This window comes from Pseudaquabacterium inlustre, assembly GCF_038066595.1.
Lineage (GTDB): Bacteria > Pseudomonadota > Gammaproteobacteria > Burkholderiales > Burkholderiaceae_C > Pseudaquabacterium > Pseudaquabacterium inlustre.
On sequence record NZ_JBBUTH010000001.1, the window covers coordinates 951,768 to 968,017 of the forward strand.

Below are 16,250 nucleotides of genomic sequence, written 5' to 3' on the forward strand. Positions count from 1 at the left end.
ATGTCCGCCCCCGTTACGCAAGGCCTGTCGCGCCGCCACCTGATCGCCGCCGTGGCCGCCGCCTCCGCCATCGCCGCCGCCCTGCCCGCCCAGGCGCAGAAGAAGTACTCCACCGGGGCCACCGACACCGAGATCAAGCTTGGCCACATCGTGCCGTACTCGGGCCCCGTGTCGGCCTACGGCACCATCGGCAAGACGATCGCCGGCTACTTCACCAAGGTCAATGCCGAGGGCGGTGTCAACGGCCGCAAGATCAAGCTCATCTCGCTGGACGACGCCTACAACCCGGCCAAGACCGTGGAAGTCACGCGCAAGCTGGTCGAGGAGGAGGAGGTGCTGGCGATGTTCGCGCCGCTGGGCACGGCCCAGAACGCGGCCATCCAGAAGTACATGAACGCCAAGAAGGTGCCGCACCTGTTCCTGGCCACCGGCGCCACCCGCTGGGGCAACCCCAAGGAGTTTCCGTGGACCATGGGCTGGCAGCCCACCTACACGGCCGAGGGCCGGGCCTACGCACGCCAGATCCTGGAGACCAAGCCCAACGCCAAGATCGCCATCCTGATGCAGAACGACGACTTCGGGAAGGACTACCTGCGCGGCTTCATGGAAGTTCTGGGCGACAAGGCCAAGACCATGGTGGTGGCCAACCTCACCTACGAGACCAGCGATCCCACCATCGACAGCCAACTGCTCAGCCTGAAGGCCAGCGGCGCCGACGTGTTCTTCGACATCAGCACGCCCAAGTTCGCGGCCCAGGCCATCCGCAAGGTGGCTGAACTGGGCTGGAAGCCCACGCACTACCTGGCCAGCGTGTCGCAATCGGCCGCGGCGGTGCTCAAGCCCGCCGGTTTCGAGAACGCCACCGGCATCATCAGCTCGGCCTACCTGCGTGACCCGTCCGATCCCGCCCACGCCGGCACCCGGGAACTGGCCGACTACCTGGCCTTCATGAAGCAGTACTACCCGGCCGGCGACCCCAACGACACGCTGAACGTCATCGGCTACTCGCTGGCGCAGACCATGGTGCAGACGCTCAAGCAGTGCGGCGACAACCTCACGCATGAAAACCTGATGAAGCAGGCCGCCAACCTGAGCATGACGCTGCCGATGCTCTACCCCGGCATCGAGGTGAAGACCTCGCCCGAAGACTTCTACCCGGTCAGCAAGATCCAGCTGATCCGCTTCAACGGCAGCCGCTACGAGCCCGTCGGCAAGGTGCTGCCAGGCTGATCGCCTGCCACGCGGTGCGCCCGGCGGCGCACCGCAGCGCGTCGTGTCGTCACAGCCACCCTGAACCCCATCCCCCCCGGAGACACCACCATGCTGGGCCTGATGCAAGACCGTCCGCTGCTGATCTCGTCACTGATCGAGCACGCGGCCACGTTCCACCCTGCCACCGAGATCGTCAGCCGCCTGCCCGAAGGCCATGTGCACCGCACCACCTGGCGCGGCGTGCGTGACACGTCCAAGCAGGTGGCCAATGCGCTGAAGGGCTTGGGCATCCAGCCCGGTGACCGCGTGGGCACGCTGGCCTGGAACTCGTACCGCCACCTGGCGCTGTACTTCGGCGTGTCGGGCTCGGGCGCGGTGCTGCACACGGTGAACCCGCGGCTGTTTCCGGAGCAGATCGACTACATCGTCAACCACGCCGAAGACCAGGTCCTGTTCTTCGACATCACGTTCGCGCCGCTGGTCGAGAAGATCGCCCCGCTGCTCAAGACGGTGAAGCACTTCATCGCGATGACCGACCGGGCGCACATGCCCGCGATCAACGTGCCCAACCTGCTGTGCTGGGACGAGCTGATCGGCGCACAGAGCAACCAGTTCACCTGGCCCGAGTTCGACGAGCGCACGGCCAGCAGCCTGTGCTACACCTCGGGCACCACCGGCAATCCGAAGGGCGTGCTCTACAGCCACCGCTCGACGATGCTGCACACGCTGATGGAGCTGGCGCCCGACACCTTCGGCGTCAGCAGCGAAGAGACCATCATGCTCATCGTGCCGATGTTCCATGCCAATGCCTGGGGCACACCGTACGCGGCCGCGATGGTGGGCACCAAGCTCGTGCTGCCAGGGCCCCACCTGGATGGCGCCAGCGTCTACGCGCTGATGCGCGACGAGCGCGTCACCTTCTCGCAGGGCGTGCCGACGGTGTGGATGATGCTATTCGGCTACGTAGATGCGAACCCGGGCCTCGACCCCAAGGAACTGGGCCTGAAGCGCGTGGGCATCGGCGGCGCGGCCGTGTCGCGCGCGATGCTGGAGCGCTTCGAGAACCAGTTCGGCGCCGAGGTGGTGCAGGGCTGGGGCATGACCGAGACCAGCCCCATCGGCGTGATCAGCAAGCTGCTGAAAAAGCATGCCGCGCTGCCCGAGGAAGAGCTGGTCAAGATCAAGCTCAAGCAGGGCCGCGGCGTGTGGGGCGTCGATCTGAAGATCGTCGACGAGGAAGGCAAGTCACTGCCCTGGGACGGCGTGGCCTACGGCCACCTGCATGTGCGCGGCCCGTGGATCACCAGCGGCTACTTCAAGAGCGAAGGCGGCTCGGTGCTGGACGCCGAGGGCTACTTCCCCACCGGTGACGTGGCCACCATCGACCCCGACGGCTTCCTGCAGTTGGTGGACCGCGCCAAGGACGTGATCAAGAGCGGCGGCGAGTGGATCAGTTCCATCGACCTGGAAAACGCCGCGATGAGCCACCCCGCCGTGGCCGAGGCCGCGGTGATCGGCATCGCCCACCCCAAGTGGCAGGAGCGGCCGCTGCTGGTGGTGGTCAAGCGCCCGGGCCAGGAGGTCACGCGCGAGCAGGTGCTGGCCCATCTGGAAGCCCGCGTGGCCAAGTGGTGGCTGCCCGACGACGTGGCCTTCGTGGCCGAGCTGCCGCACACCGCCACCGGCAAGATCCTCAAGACGAAATTGCGCGAGCAGTTCAAGCAGCACGTGCTGCCGACGATCTGAACCGAAAGCCCAGCCATGCAGGATCTGCTGACGCCCGCCGAACAGGCCTTCCGCGACGAGGTGCGCGCCTTCCTCGATGCGAACCTCACGCCTGAGCTGCGCGAGGCCGGGCGCCGCACCTCGGGCATCTTTGCCGAGTACGAGCACGGCAACGCCTGGCACCGCATCCTGGCCCGGAAGGGCTGGAGCGTGCCGCAATGGCCGGTGGCCTTCGGCGGCTGCGACTGGACGCCGATGCAGCACTACCTGTTCGCGGCCGAGCTGGCGGCGGCCGATGCCCCGCCGCGCGCGCCCATGGGCCCGGGCATGGTGGCGCCGGTGCTGATCGCCTTCGGCACGCCCGAGCAGCAGCAGCGCTGGCTGCCGGCCATCCGCGAAGGCACCGACTACTGGTGCCAGGGCTACAGCGAGCCGGGCTCGGGCTCTGACCTGGCCAGCCTGCAGTGCAAGGCCGTGCGGGATAGCGACCACTATGTGCTCAACGGCACCAAGATCTGGACCACGCATGCGCAGTTCGCCAACCGCATGTTCTGCCTGGTGCGCACGTCCAGCGCCGGCAAGCCGCAGACCGGCATCAGCTTCATCTGCTACGACATGGACACGCCCGGCATCACGGTGCGGCCCATCCACAGCCTGTCGGGCGACCACGAGCTGAACCAGGTGTTCTTCGACAACGTGCGCGTGCCGGCCTCGGGCCTGATCGGCCAGGAGAACCAGGGCTGGACCATCGCCAAGTACCTGCTGCAGCACGAACGTGGCGGCGCCTTCTCGCCCGCACTGCGCAGCCGCTGGCGCCGGCTGGCCGATGCGCTGGACGCGGCCTTCAGCGGCCACCGCGCCAGGTCGCCCGAGGCCCAGCAACTGCGCCTGGACCTGGCCGACCTGCACTGCCGCCTGGATGCGCTGCAGGCGCTGGAGTTGCGCACGCTGCGCGCCCAGGCCGCGGGGGCCGAGCGCGGCATCTCGCCGTCGATGGGCAAGCTGATGGGCACCGAGCTGAAGCAGGCGCTGACCGAGCTGCATGTGCGCATCACCGGCACGGCCACCCTGCCCCGCGCGGCGCTGGACCAAGCCGGCCACGGCGCCGTGGCGCTCGACGAGGAAGGCCTGTTCGCGATGTCGTCCTACCTCAACGACCGCGCGGCCTCGATCTACGCCGGCACCAACGAGGTCCAGCGCAACATCATCGCGGCCCATCTGCTGGCCCAGGCCTGAAGGCGCACGCCATGGCGAACGACACCCTGCAAGACGACAACACCGCCGCGCTGCGCGACAGCCTGGCCCGCTGGCTGGCCGACCGCATCGACCTGAACCACCACGCCCGCGCCGATGCACCGCCGCCCGCGGCCGTGTGGCAGGGCCTGGCTGCCGACCTGGGCCTGCTGGGCGCCGGCTTTCCGGAGTCTTCCGGCGGCCTGGCCAGCGATGCGGCCGAGGCCTGGCGCAACCACCTGGCCACTCTGGAAACGCTGGGCGAGTGGCTCAGCGCCGAGCCCTACATCGGCAGCGCCGTGGTGGCCGGCGGCCTGCTGCAGCGCGCGGGCACGCCCGCAGCCGCGGCATTGCTGGCCCAGTTGCTCGAAGGCCAGGCCCTGGTGGCCTGGGCCCATGCCGAGCCCGGCAGCCGCGATGACCCGGCCGATGTCTCGGCCTGCCTGACAGCCGAGAACGGCAGCTGGCGACTGGACGGTCGCAAGACCGCCGTGGTGGCCGCGCCCTGGGCCACGCACCTGATCGTCAGCGCCCGGCGCAGTGGCCAGGCCGGTGACGCCGCGGGCCTGGACCTGCTGCTGCTGCCCCTGGCCACCGCCGGCATCAGCCGCCGCGACGGCCGTGCGCTGGACGGCGGCGTGGCCAGCGAGATCGCCTTCGATGGCGTGGTGGTCGACGAAGCGCAGTTCCTCACCGCGCCGGGCCAGGCCCTGGGCGCCATCGCCCGCGCGCTGGACGAGGCCGCGCTGGCCCTGTGCGCCGAGAGCCTGGGCACCACGCGCCGCCTGTTCGACGCCACGCGCAACCACCTGCGCGAGCGCAAGCAGTTCGGCCAGCCGCTGGCCGCGTTCCAGGTGCTGCAGCACCGCCTGGCCGACATGCACATGGCGCGCGAGCTGGCCGTGGCCCTGGTGGAAGCGGTGGGCGCGCAGATCGCCGATGAATCGCTGACGCCCGAGGCGCGCGCGCTGGCCGTGTCGTCGGCCAAGGTGGCGGTGGGCAAGGCCTGCAAGCTGCTGGGCGAGCAGGCGGTGCAGATCCACGGCGGCATGGGCGTGACCGAGGAGCTGTCGGTGGGCCGCTTCTTCCGCCGCGCGCTGCAGATCGAGCGCAGCGCGGGCAGCAGCGGCCAGCACCTGTTGCGCGTGGTCCGGCTCCAGTCCGCATGAAGCGCGAACCCTGGCGCCGCGAGCCGGCGGCCTATCCATTCCAGACCGAGATCGCGCCGCGCTGGTCGGATGTGGACACGCTGCGCCACCTGAACAACGTGGCGCTGATGGGCCTGCACGGCGAGGCGCGCATGCGCTGGCTGGCGGCCAGCCTGGGCCACAGCGGCGTCGATGCGGCCCAGCCCGCGCTGCGCCCGGTGAGCGTGGCCACCGACTTCGTGGCGCAGGCCCACTACCCGGCGCCGCTGCTGGCCGGCGTGCGCCTGCGCGCGGTGGACGATGCAGGCTTCGAGCTGGCCACCGCGCTGTTCCAGCACGGGCATTGCGTGGGCCTGGCGGCCACGCGCATGGCCGCGTGGCAGAACGGCCAGCCCGGCCCGCTGCCCGGCGACCTGCGCGCGCAGCTGACCCAGTGCCTGGCCAATCAGGCCGCACTGCCCCCGCCGCCGGCCGAGCACCCGCACGCCCACGACGCGGTGATCGACCACCACGCGGCCCCGCCCGATCGCGACCATGCCCCACCGCACTGGCACGGCATGACCACCCGCTATGCCGACCTGGATGCCCACCAGGGCTTGAGCGAACTGGCGCTGGCGCGCCTGGTGGAGCACACCCGCCTGCGCCTGCTGCGCCGCGCGATGAGCCACCGCGCTGGCGACGGCAATGGCGCGCCGGCGCTGGGCTTTCTGGTGGCCCACATGCGCCTGCAGCTGCTGCACCCCGGCTGGGCCGGCGGCGGCGCCTGGCAGATCGGCGCCGGCGTGGCCGAGCTGGGCCGCAGCGCCATCCGCCTGCGCAGCTGGGTGCGTGACCCGCAGCGGCTGGTGGCCGTGGCCGACACGGTGCTGGTCAGCACCGATCCGGTCACGCAGCGCGCCGCCCCGATGGACGACATCACCCGCAGCACGATGCAGGCGCTGGCGATGGTGCCGCTCACCCCATCCCAACCGGCCTGAGCCGCACCGGCCCGGCCGTCACCCCCCACAGGAGACCCGGCCATGAGCCACCAACCCGACGACCTGCTGTTCGAACGCCGCGATGATGGCCTGGCCATCCTGACGCTGAACCGCCCGTCCAAGCTCAATGCGCTGAGCGGCGACACCGTGCGCGCGCTGTGCGCCCGCTTCGACGAGGTGGCCGCCGACCCCACGCTGCGCGTATTGATCATCACCGGCGCGGGCCGGGGCTTCTGCGCCGGCTGGGACCTGACCAGCGGCTCGGCCTCCGGCGGCCAGGGCGACGATGTCACCACCTACATGGCCGGCCAGGAGCTGTTCGCCGGCATGGTCAAGCGTGTGCGCGCGCTCGACAAGGTGGTGATCGCCGCGATCAACGGCGTCACCGTGGGCGCCGGCCTGGCGATGACGCTGGCCAGCGACATCCGCCTCGCCGTACGCTCGGCCAGCTTCCACATCGGCGCCATCCGCATCGGGCTGACGGCCGGCGAATGCGGCATCAGCTACCACCTGCCGCGCCTGGTGGGCGCGGCGCGCGCCTTCGAGCTGATGCTCACCGGCCGCCCGGTGCAGGCTGACGAGGCCGGCCAGATCGGCTTGGTGGCCCGCGTGGTGGACGACGCCACGCTGATGGACGAGGCCCTGGCCATGGCCCAGGCCGTGCTGCGCAACAGCCCTTATGCCACGCGCCACACCAAGCAGCTGATGTGGACCAACCTCGAGGCGCCCAGCCTCGACGCCGCCATCGAGCTGGAGAACCGCGCCCAGGTGCTGGCGCTGTGCACGCAGGACTTCAAGGAGGCCGCCAAGGCCTTTGCCGAGAAGCGGCCGCCGGTGTTCACAGGCAAGTAGTTCGCACACGTTCGTCCGTTCCGACGATGGTGAGAGCCGCGCGGCTTTTGCACCATCACGCACCGAATGACAGGAGAGCCACGATGGCAGGTTCAGCCGCTGGGCCATTGGCCGGCGTGAAAGTGATCGAGATGGCCGGCATCGGCCCCGGGCCGTTCGCGGCCATGGTGCTGGCCGACCTGGGCGCCGATGTGCTGCGCATCACACGCCCCGGCACGCCGCTGCAGCCCACCGACATCACCACCCGCAGCCGCCGCCAGCTGGCACTCGACCTGCGCCAGCCCGAGGCCATCGAGTCGGTGCTGAAGCTGGTGGAACAGGCCGATGTGCTGATCGAGGGCTTCCGCCCCGGCGTGATGGAGCGTCTGGGCCTGGGCCCCGACGTGTGCGCCGCGCGCAACCCGCGCCTGGTGTTCGGCCGCATGACCGGCTGGGGCCAGCACGGCCCGCTGGCCCAGGCCGCCGGCCACGACATCAACTACATCGCCATCACCGGCGCGCTGCATGCCATCGGCCGCAGTGGTGAATCGCCGGTGCCACCGCTGAACTACGTGGGCGACTTCGGTGGCGGCGGCATGCTGCTGCTGGTGGGTGTGCTGGCTGCGCTGCACGAGGCCAAGGGCTCAGGCAAAGGCCAGGTGGTGGATGCGGCGATGACCGATGGCACCTCGCTGCTCAGTGCGTTCATGTACGGCTTCCATGCCGCCGGGCGCTGGAGCAACCAGCGCGGCGAGAACCTGCTGGACGGCGGCGCGCACTTCTACGACACGTATGCCTGTGCCGACGGCAAGTACGTGGCGGTGGGCGCCATCGAGCCGCAGTTTTATGCCGAACTGCGCCAGCGCTGCGGCATCGACGATCCGATGTTCGACGGCCAAATGGACGCCGCCCGCTGGCCGCTGCTGAAGCTGCGCCTGGCCGACGTGTTCCGCACCAAGACGCGCGACGAGTGGTGCGCGCTGCTGGAAGGCAGCGATGCCTGCTTTGCGCCGGTGCTGGATTGGGACGAGGCGCCGCAGCATGCGCACAACCGGGCGCGGGAGACGTTTGTCACGGTCGGTGGCGTCGTTCAGCCGGCACCGGCGCCGCGGTTCTCGCGGACGGCGCCGGCGGTGCCGACAGCGCCCTCTGCAACGACATTGGAAGATGCTTTGGCCAGTTGGCGGTGATGCTTTCTGCCTTGCCTTCTTCTGCTGCTGCTCGGTGCACCGCGCCGGGATTTCGCCCCGGCGGGCGACCCCCTTTCTCTTTCGCGAAAGAGAAAGGGGGCAAAGAGAAGCGCTTCCAAACTTTCCGTTTCGGCACTGCTGCTTCTCCCGCATCGAGGCGGGCGCCTCGCCCGCCCGGCGGGCTCGAACAGGCTGCCGGACGAGGGCTTGATGAAGGAAGCGGCGCCGCCGATGGCAAGGCCGTCGCATGGCGCCGCTCTGGCAGTCTTTCGTGCCTGCCCGCGTTCTTCACACAAGTCCTGACCGGGGGGGCTTTGCCTGGGAATGGCCCATTCCGTTTCCGACTGGCTATGTTCGAGCCCGCCGGGCGGGCGAGGCGCCCGTCTCGATGCGCTTCAAGCGCGAGGGGGTGTCGGAAAGTTTGGGAAGCGCTTTCTTTGCCTACTTTCTTTTCGCGAAAAGAAAGTAGGTCGCCCGCCGGGGCGAAATCCCGGCGCGCTGCAGCGAACACGCACAAACACCAAGCATCGAGACAAGCAAGATGTACCTGACCCAAGCCGTCCACAAGGGCGTGCGCGAACGCCCTAACGACATCGCCGCCATCTTCGGCACCGAACAGCTCACGCGACAGCAATTCGCAAACCGAGTCGCCAAGCTCGCCAGCGTGCTGCAGGCCCAAGGCATCCAGCCCGGCGACCGCGTCGGCATGCTCGGCCTCAACAGCATCCGCTACCTCGAGTTCTTCTACGGCACCTGGTGGGCCGGCGGCGCCGTGAACCCGGTGAACATCCGCTGGAGCCCCGCCGAGGTGGCCTACTCGCTGGACGATTGCGACACCCGCATCCTGATCGTCGACGACGCCTTCGCCGGCATGGTGCCGGCGCTGCGCACGCAAAGTACGTCGCTGAAGACGGTGATCCACTGCGGCACCGGCCCCACGCCCGAAGGCGCACTCAGCTACGAGGCGCTGATGGCCGCCGCCACACCGGTGCCCGACGCCTACCGGCACGACACCGACCTGGCCGCCATCATGTACACCGGTGGCACCACCGGCCGGCCCAAGGGCGTGATGCTCAGCCACGGCAACCTGTTCGTGAACGCGCTGTCGGGCTCGGCGGCCATCCCGCGCGCGCCCTTCACCAGCGGCCTGGTGGTCTCGCCGATGTTCCATGTGGCCGGCTGCGGCCTCAGCATCATCCTGATGATGCGCCTGGGCACCGCGGTGATCGTGCCGGGCTTCGACGAGCTGGCCATCCTGCAGGCCGTGCAGCAGCACCGGCCGGGCGAGATGTTCCTGGTGCCGATGATGATCCGCCGGCTGATCGAACACCCACGCTTCCAGGAGTTCGACCTCAGCTGCATCCAGCTGGTGCTGTACGGCGCGGCGCCCATCGAAGCCGCGTTGCTGGAGGCCGCGATGGCCGCGCTGCCGAATGCCGGCTTCGCCCAGGCCTATGGCATGACGGAACTCTCGCCCACCATCACGCTTCTGAGCCCGAAGGACCACCTGCCCGGCCCCGACCAGGCCACGCGCCTGCGCGCCGCCGGCCGGCCGGTGCCGATCGCCGAGGTGCGCATCGTCGACCCCGACGACAACGAGGTGCCGGTGGGCCAGGTGGGCGAGATCTGCGCCCGTGGCCCGATGGTGATGCAGGGCTACTGGAACAAGCCGGCCGAGACCGCCGCCGCGCTGAAGGGTGGCTGGATGCACACCGGCGACGGCGGCCGGCTCGACGAGCACGGCTACCTCTACGTGGTCGACCGCATCAAGGACATGATCGTCACTGGCGGCGAGAACGTCTACTCGGCCGAGGTGGAGAACGCGCTGGCCAGCCTGGACGGCGTGCAGCAGTGCGCCGTGATCGGCGTGCCCGACGAGAAGTGGGGCGAGCGCGTGCATGCGGTGATCGTCAAGCGCGAAGGCAGCGACGTCACCGAGGCCAGCGTCATGGCCCACTGCAAGACCCTGATCGCCGGCTACAAGTGCCCGCGCAGCGTGGAGTTCCGCACCGAGATGCCGATGTCGGCCGCCGGCAAGTTGCAGAAGTTCGCACTGCGCGAGCCGTACTGGGCCGGCAAGGCACGCCGGGTCAATTGATTCATTGAGAGAAGCACCATGCCACTGAACCTGAAGCGCTCGTGGAGCGACCCCGACCTCGACCAGTTCCGCGACACCGCGGCCCGCTTCGTCGACAGCGAACTGGTGCCCGACGACGAGGCCGCACGCAAGCGCGGCAACGTGGGCCACGCCGTGTGGCGCAAGGCCGGCGAACTGGGCCTGCTGTGCACCGACATCCCCGAGGAATGGGGCGGTGGCGGCGGTGACTTTCGCCACGAGGCCACCATCACCGAAGAATGCGCGCGCCGCGGCATCAGCGGCTGGGCGCATTCGGTGCACTCCATCGTGGCGCACTACTTCCTGAACCACGGCACCGAGGAACAGAAGCGCAAGTACCTGCCGCGCCTGGCCAGTGGCGAGCTGGTGGGCGCCATCGCGATGACCGAGCCCGGCGCCGGCAGTGACCTGCAAGGCATCCGCGCCCGCGCCGACAAGGTGGAGGGCGGCTATGTGCTCAACGGCAGCAAGACCTTCATCACCAACGGCTACCTCGCCGGCGTGGTGCTGGTGGTGTGCAAGACCGACCCCAGCCAGGGCGCGCGCGGCACCTCGATCCTGATCGTCGAGACCGGGCGGCATCAAGGTGGCCCCGGCGACACGCCGGGCTTCCGCGTCGGTCGCGTGCTCGACAAGATGGGCATGAAGAGCCAGGACACCTCGGAACTGTTCTTCGACGACGTACGCGTGGGCGACGATGCCCTGCTGGGCGGCAAGCCCGGCCAGGGCTTCTACCAGCTGATGGGCGACCTGCCCTACGAGCGCCTGTTCATCGGCGTGAGCGCCGTGGCCTGCATGGAAGGCGCTTACGAGGCCACGCTGGCCTATGTGCGCGAGCGCAAGGCCTTCGGCCAGACGGTGGCCGATTTCCAGAACACCAAGTTCAAGCTGGCCGAGGTGGCCACGCAGATCGCCGTGGGCCGCGCCTTCATGGACAAGTGCGTGGAACAGATCGTGGCCGGCACGCTGGACACGGCCACCGCCAGCATGGCCAAGCTGTGGGGCGCCGAGATGCAGGGCAAGGTGCTGGATGAACTGCTGCAGCTGCACGGCGGCTACGGCTTCATGAACGAGTACCTGGTGACCCGCATGTATGCCGATGCCCGCGTGCAGCGCATCTACGGCGGCACCAGCGAGATCATGAAGGAAGTGATCTCTCGCTCGCTCTGATCCCATCCACCATCGACCACCCAGGCTACAAAATGAGCGTCCTTCTAGTCCACGAGGAAGGCCAGGTCGCCTGGCTGACGATGAACCGGCCCGAGCGCCTGAACGCGATGGACGAGACCCTCGTCACCGCGCTGCGCGAGTACATGCAGGCGCTCTACCACCGGCCCGAGATCCGCGTGGTGGTGCTGCAGGGCGCCGGCCGCGTGTTCTGCGCCGGGCTCGACCTCAAAGAGCGCGCACCGGCCGGCCGCCGCGCCGCCGCCGATGTGCTGAAGCACCAGCGCAGCATCCGCGACATCATGCTGGCCATGCGCCGCTGCCCGCAGCCCATCATCAGCGTGGTGCAGGGCTCGGCCTCGGGCGGCGGCTTCGGCCTGGCGCTGGCCAGTGACATCCGCCTGGCCACGCCCGAGGCGCGCTTCAACGCCGCCTTCATCCGCATCGGCCTCACCGCCTGCGACATGGGCGTCAGCTACTTCCTGCCACGCATGGTGGGCAGCTCGGTGGCCAGCGAGCTGATGCTCACCGGCCGCTTCCTGGGTGCGCAGCGCGCGCTGGCGCTGGGCCTGGTGAGCCATGTGGCCGAGATGCCCGAGTTGCTGACCGAGGCCAAGTCGCTGGTGGCCGACATGCTGCGCACCACGCCGATGGGCCTGTCGCTCACCAAGGACTGCCTGAACTTCACGATCGACGCGCCCAGCTTCGACGCAGCCATCGCGATGGAAGACCGCAACCAGGTGCTCAGCAGCCAGAGCGAGGATTTCCAGGAGGGCATCCGCGCCTTTCTGGACAAGCGCGAGCCCAGCTACCAGGGGCGCTGAGCGCGGCAGCCGGCCCGCCTCTTGCTAAGGGGTTGACACCCCAACCGCAGGAGACTGGCCATGAGCCGACTGGACGTCACCGAGAAGATCATCGCCACCAAGGTGGCCAAGGGCATCAAGTGGGCCGATGTGGCCGCCAAGGTGGGCCTGAGCAAGGAATGGGTCACTGCCGCCTGCCTGGGCCAGATGACGCTGGACAAGAAGCAGGCCGACATCATCGGCAAGATCTTCGGCCTGAGCGCCGACGAGAAGAAGTGGCTGATGGTGGTGCCCTACAAGGGCAGCCTGCCCACCAGCGTGCCCACCGATCCGCTGATCTACCGCTTCTACGAGCTGGTGAGCGTGTACGGCACCACCTTCAAGGAGCTGATCCACGAAGAGTTCGGCGACGGCATCATGAGCGCCATCGACTTCAAGATGGACCTGCAGCGCGAGCCCAACCCGGCCGGCGACCGCGTATCGATCACGATGAGCGGCAAGTTCCTGCCTTACAAGACCTACTGAGCCGGCCTCACGGCGTGTCCACGATCGTGGGCATGGCCTGCTCCACCGTGTCCCAGATGAAGCGGCCCGAGGGGCTGTGCTGCTCCTCCACGATGTGGGCCACCAGGCCCGCGGCGCGCGAGATCACGGCAAAGCCGCGCATCACGCCGGTGGGCACGCCGATCTCGCCCAGCAGCGCGGCCACGGCGCCGGTGGCGTTCAGCGTGATCGGGCGGCCGGCCACCTCGTCCACCGCGGCCGACAGCGTCATCAGCGCCTGCAAGTGGCGGCCCGGCAGTTCGGGCTCGGCGCGGGCCAGGTCCAGCAGCTTGTAGGCGCGCGGGTCCACCGGCTTGTGCAGGTGGTGGCCGAAGCCGGGCACGGCACTGCGCTCGGCCTTGTGCTGGCGTGCGATGGCCAGGGCCTCGGCCTGCGGGTCGGCCGCGGCCTGCAGCTGGTCCAGCAGGCGCGCGCAGTTCTCCATCGTGCCGACGAAGGACGAGCCCACCGCCAGCAGGCCGGCGGCCACCGCGCCCTGCAGGTTCTCGGGCGCGCTCATGTAGACTAGGCGCGTGGCGATGGCGCTGGGCGTCAGGCCATGCTCCATCAGCGTGATCAGCACGGCGTCCACCATGCGCATGTCCACGCCGCGCGGCTCGCGGCCCAGGATCTGCATCAGCATCACCTCGGTGAAGCTGCGCTGGCCCAGCAGGTCGTCCACCAGGCTCTTGTCGCGGTAGTGCAGGCTGGTCAGCGTGTGGCTGCACAGTCGGGTTTCGGGAACGGATGGGTTGCGTGCTGCGCTCATGGCGTGTCTCCTGCGGGCAGCGCCAGGCGGCGCAGTTCGGTCTTGAGCACCTTGCCCACCGGCGATCGCGGCAGGCTGGCGTGGAAGTGGACGTGCTTGGGGGTCGGCACCGGGCCCAGACGCTCGCGCACAAAGGCGATCAGCTCGGCCTCGGTAGCCGTCTGGCCTTCGCGCAGCTGCACCGCGGCCGTCACGGCCTCGCCCCACTTGTCGTCGGGCACGCCGAACACCGCGCACTCGTGCACCGCCGGGTGCTGGCCCAGCGCGTTCTCCACGTCGATGGGGTAGACATTGAAGCCGCCGGTGATCACCAGCTCCTTCAACCGGTCTTTCAGGTACAGGTAGCCGCGCGCATCGATCAGGCCGCGGTCGCCGGTGTGCAGCCAGCCATTCACCAGGGTCTCGGCGGTCTTGTCGGGCAGACGCCAGTAGCCGCCCATCACCAGGTCGCCGCGCACCACCACCTCGCCCACCTCGCCGGCGGGCAACAGGCGGCCATCGGGCGCCATCACGGCCACGTCGGTGAACCAGCTCACCTGGCCCACGCTGGCCCACCGGGCTTCGTCGTCGAAGTCGTCCGGGCGCATCACGGTGATGATCTGCGGCGCCTCGGTCTGGCCGTAGGTGGTGCCCAGCACCGGGCCGAAGAAGGCGCGCACCTGGCGGATCTTGCCGGGCGGCATCGGCGCGCCACCGTAGATCAGGCGGCGCAGCGCCGGGTAGTCGCTGGCCCGCGTGGCGTCGGCGCCGGGCAGCGCCATCAGCATGTAGATCAGCGTGGGCGGCATGAAGCAGCAGGTGCCCGCGCGGTCGCGGAAGGCGCCGCGCACGGCCTCGGCGCCGGCCTCGGCCAGCACCACATGGCAGCCGCCCTGCGCCAGGATGGGCAGCACATAGGTGCTGGTGCCGTGGGTGATGGGCGCGGCCAGCACATAGCGGTCGTCGGCCGTCAGGCCCCACCAGTGGATCTGGTTGCTGATGTTGGCCAGCCAGGCGCGGTAGGGCTGCATCACGCCCTTGGGCAGGCCGGTGGTGCCGCCGGTGAACTTGATGGCCTGGGTGTCGCGCTCGGTCAGGCCCAGCGCGGCCAGGTCCACCGGCGCGGCACCGGCATGGGCGGCCACCTGCTGCACCAGCGTGGGGGCGTTCGGGGTGTTCGGCGGGCCGTTGCCTGTCCACAGCACGTGGCCGGGGGCGCCGGCGATCAGCGGGGCACAGGCGGGGTCGGCCACCACGATGCCGGGCTCGGTGGCCTGCACGATGCGGGCGATCTCGGTGGCCGTGCTCTTGGCGTTCAGCGGCACCCACACCTTGCCGCTGGCCAGCACGGCCAGCAGGGCGAGCAGGTGCTCGCGGCTGTTGCCGGCGCAGATGGCCACGCGGCTGCCGGGCTGCGCGTCCAGCGCGCGCAGCGCTGCGGCCAGCGCGGCCACCTGGGCCGCCAGCTCGCCGTAGCGCACGGTGCCCTCGGGGGCATCGATGGCGATGCGCTCGGGCCAGCGCGCCGCGGCGCGCCAGAAGAAGTCGATCGGGAACATGGGTGTCTGGGCCTCCTGCGCGTCAGTCTGCCCGAGCGCCCGACTGCTTCACCACCGCCTGCCAGCGGCGCTGCTCGGCCGCGGCAAAGGCGCGCATCTGCTCGGGCGTGCCGGTGGCCGGCGTGGCGCCCATCTCGGCCAGGCGCCGGGCCACCTCGGGCATGGCCACCAGCTTGTTCAACTCGGTGTTCAGCCTGTCGATCACCGCGCGCGGCGTGCCGGCCGGCGCCGCCAGCCCGAACCAGCTCTGCACGTCGAAGCCGGCATAGCCCGATTCGGCCAGCGTGGGCACCTCGGGCAGCAGCGGTGAACGCTGCGGGCTGGTGATGGCCACCGCGCGCAGCTTGCCGCCCTGCACATGCGGCAGCGCCGACGGCGCGTTGTCGAACATCGACTGCACCTGGCCGCCCAGCAGATCGGTGATGGCCGGCGCGCTGCCACGGTAGGGCACGTGCAGCATGTTGAGCTTGGCCACCGACTTGAACAGCTCGCCCGACAGGTGGATGGACGAGCCGCTGCCCGACGACGCGAAGCTGATGCCCTGCGGCTTGTCCTTCGCGAACTTCACGTAGTCGGCCACCGTGCGGATCGGCAGCGCCGGGTTCACCACCAGGATGTTGGGCACCTTGGCGATCAGGCCCACCGGCTCGAAGTCCTTCTGCGGGTCGTAGCCCAGCTTGTCGTACAGCGAGGCGTTGATGGTGTTGGCGATGGTGAACATGTACAGCGTGTGGCCGTCGGCCGGCGCACGCGCCACCGCCTCGGCGCCCAGGTTGCTGTTGGCGCCGGCACGGTTTTCCACCACCACGGTCTGGCCCAGTGCCTCGCCCAGCTTCTGGCCCACCAGGCGGGCGATGACATCGGTGGCGCCGCCGGCGGCATAGCCCACCACCAGGCGGATCGGCTTGGCCGGCCAGGTCTGCGCCAGTGCGCCGCCGGCCAGCGGGCTGAGCAGCGCGGCCAGCGCGGTGCGGCGGGTGGGGTGCGGCATGGCCCGC

General features: G+C 69.7%; 14 protein-coding genes. 11 read left to right on the forward strand and 3 right to left on the reverse strand.

Annotated elements, in window-relative coordinates; translation table 11 throughout:
- The 11 genes from AACH10_RS04070 (at window position 1) to cynS (ending at window position 12,927) form a co-directional block, all read left to right on the forward strand.
- The gene (locus tag AACH10_RS04070) at window positions 1-1,230 is read left to right on the forward strand and encodes an ABC transporter substrate-binding protein (RefSeq protein ID WP_341409075.1); all 1,230 of its coding nucleotides are present in this window, start codon (window positions 1-3) and stop codon (window positions 1,228-1,230) included.
- A gap of 90 nt (window positions 1,231-1,320) precedes the next feature.
- Entirely contained in the window at window positions 1,321-2,958 is a 1,638-nt protein-coding gene (locus AACH10_RS04075; RefSeq protein WP_341409076.1) for a 3-(methylthio)propionyl-CoA ligase, read from the forward strand.
- Window positions 2,959-2,973: 15 nt separating this feature from the next.
- On the forward strand, window positions 2,974-4,173 hold the full coding sequence (locus AACH10_RS04080) for an acyl-CoA dehydrogenase family protein (RefSeq protein ID WP_341409077.1): 1,200 nt from the start codon (window positions 2,974-2,976) through the stop codon (window positions 4,171-4,173).
- Window positions 4,174-4,184: 11 nt separating this feature from the next.
- Complete coding sequence (locus tag AACH10_RS04085; protein ID WP_341409078.1) at window positions 4,185-5,339, forward strand: acyl-CoA dehydrogenase family protein; 1,155 nt, start codon at window positions 4,185-4,187, stop codon at window positions 5,337-5,339.
- Entirely contained in the window at window positions 5,336-6,295 is a 960-nt protein-coding gene (locus AACH10_RS04090; protein WP_341409079.1) for an acyl-CoA thioesterase, read from the forward strand. Before AACH10_RS04085 ends, AACH10_RS04090 begins: the two co-directional genes overlap by 4 nt.
- Window positions 6,296-6,337: 42 nt before the next feature.
- Window positions 6,338-7,147 (forward strand): enoyl-CoA hydratase/isomerase family protein, encoded by an 810-nt coding sequence (locus AACH10_RS04095; RefSeq protein ID WP_341409080.1) that lies wholly within the window; start codon window positions 6,338-6,340, stop codon window positions 7,145-7,147.
- Window positions 7,148-7,230: 83 nt separating this feature from the next.
- Window positions 7,231-8,316: a CaiB/BaiF CoA transferase family protein gene (locus tag AACH10_RS04100; RefSeq protein WP_341409081.1), complete on the forward strand. Its 1,086-nt coding sequence runs from the start codon at window positions 7,231-7,233 to the stop codon at window positions 8,314-8,316.
- Between the two features lie 541 nt (window positions 8,317-8,857).
- Window positions 8,858-10,414 carry a long-chain-fatty-acid--CoA ligase gene (locus tag AACH10_RS04105; RefSeq protein ID WP_341409082.1) on the forward strand — a complete coding sequence of 519 codons (1,557 nt, stop codon included), beginning with the start codon at window positions 8,858-8,860 and terminating at the stop codon, window positions 10,412-10,414.
- 18 nt (window positions 10,415-10,432) lie between these two features.
- Window positions 10,433-11,602, forward strand: coding sequence for an acyl-CoA dehydrogenase family protein (locus AACH10_RS04110; protein ID WP_341409083.1), 1,170 nt, complete (start codon window positions 10,433-10,435; stop codon window positions 11,600-11,602).
- Window positions 11,603-11,634: 32 nt separating this feature from the next.
- Window positions 11,635-12,423: an enoyl-CoA hydratase/isomerase family protein gene (locus tag AACH10_RS04115; RefSeq protein WP_341409084.1), complete on the forward strand. Its 789-nt coding sequence runs from the start codon at window positions 11,635-11,637 to the stop codon at window positions 12,421-12,423.
- A 60-nt stretch (window positions 12,424-12,483) separates the two neighbouring features.
- On the forward strand, window positions 12,484-12,927 hold the full coding sequence (cynS, locus tag AACH10_RS04120; RefSeq protein ID WP_341409085.1) for a cyanase: 444 nt from the start codon (window positions 12,484-12,486) through the stop codon (window positions 12,925-12,927).
- Window positions 12,928-12,934: 7 nt separating this feature from the next.
- Here the strand turns inward: cynS and AACH10_RS04125 are convergent, their stop codons facing one another.
- The 3 genes from AACH10_RS04125 to AACH10_RS04135 are packed head-to-tail and all read right to left on the reverse strand — an operon-like array spanning window position 12,935 to window position 16,243.
- Window positions 12,935-13,714 carry a citryl-CoA lyase gene (locus AACH10_RS04125; RefSeq protein ID WP_341409086.1) on the reverse strand — a complete coding sequence of 260 codons (780 nt, stop codon included), beginning with the start codon at window positions 13,712-13,714 and terminating at the stop codon, window positions 12,935-12,937.
- Entirely contained in the window at window positions 13,711-15,252 is a 1,542-nt protein-coding gene (locus AACH10_RS04130) for a class I adenylate-forming enzyme family protein (RefSeq protein ID WP_341409087.1), read from the reverse strand. Before AACH10_RS04130 ends, AACH10_RS04125 begins: the two co-directional genes overlap by 4 nt.
- Before the next feature lie 22 nt (window positions 15,253-15,274).
- A complete protein-coding gene (locus AACH10_RS04135; RefSeq protein WP_423228557.1) occupies window positions 15,275-16,243 on the reverse strand; it encodes a tripartite tricarboxylate transporter substrate binding protein in 969 nt (322 codons plus the stop codon).
- Window positions 16,244-16,250 lie beyond the last annotated feature (7 nt).

Coding starts and splice junctions, on each gene's coding strand:
- AACH10_RS04070 (WP_341409075.1), top strand. CDS start 1: ATGTCCGCCCCCGTTACGCAAGGCCTGTCGCGCCGCCACCTGATCGCC.
- AACH10_RS04075 (WP_341409076.1), top strand. CDS start 1,321: ATGCTGGGCCTGATGCAAGACCGTCCGCTGCTGATCTCGTCACTGATC.
- AACH10_RS04080 (WP_341409077.1), top strand. CDS start 2,974: ATGCAGGATCTGCTGACGCCCGCCGAACAGGCCTTCCGCGACGAGGTG.
- AACH10_RS04085 (WP_341409078.1), top strand. CDS start 4,185: ATGGCGAACGACACCCTGCAAGACGACAACACCGCCGCGCTGCGCGAC.
- AACH10_RS04090 (WP_341409079.1), top strand. CDS start 5,336: ATGAAGCGCGAACCCTGGCGCCGCGAGCCGGCGGCCTATCCATTCCAG.
- AACH10_RS04095 (WP_341409080.1), top strand. CDS start 6,338: ATGAGCCACCAACCCGACGACCTGCTGTTCGAACGCCGCGATGATGGC.
- AACH10_RS04100 (WP_341409081.1), top strand. CDS start 7,231: ATGGCAGGTTCAGCCGCTGGGCCATTGGCCGGCGTGAAAGTGATCGAG.
- AACH10_RS04105 (WP_341409082.1), top strand. CDS start 8,858: ATGTACCTGACCCAAGCCGTCCACAAGGGCGTGCGCGAACGCCCTAAC.
- AACH10_RS04110 (WP_341409083.1), top strand. CDS start 10,433: ATGCCACTGAACCTGAAGCGCTCGTGGAGCGACCCCGACCTCGACCAG.
- AACH10_RS04115 (WP_341409084.1), top strand. CDS start 11,635: ATGAGCGTCCTTCTAGTCCACGAGGAAGGCCAGGTCGCCTGGCTGACG.
- cynS (WP_341409085.1), top strand. CDS start 12,484: ATGAGCCGACTGGACGTCACCGAGAAGATCATCGCCACCAAGGTGGCC.
- AACH10_RS04125 (WP_341409086.1), bottom strand. CDS start 13,714: ATGAGCGCAGCACGCAACCCATCCGTTCCCGAAACCCGACTGTGCAGC.
- AACH10_RS04130 (WP_341409087.1), bottom strand. CDS start 15,252: ATGTTCCCGATCGACTTCTTCTGGCGCGCCGCGGCGCGCTGGCCCGAG.
- AACH10_RS04135 (WP_423228557.1), bottom strand. CDS start 16,243: ATGCCGCACCCCACCCGCCGCACCGCGCTGGCCGCGCTGCTCAGCCCG.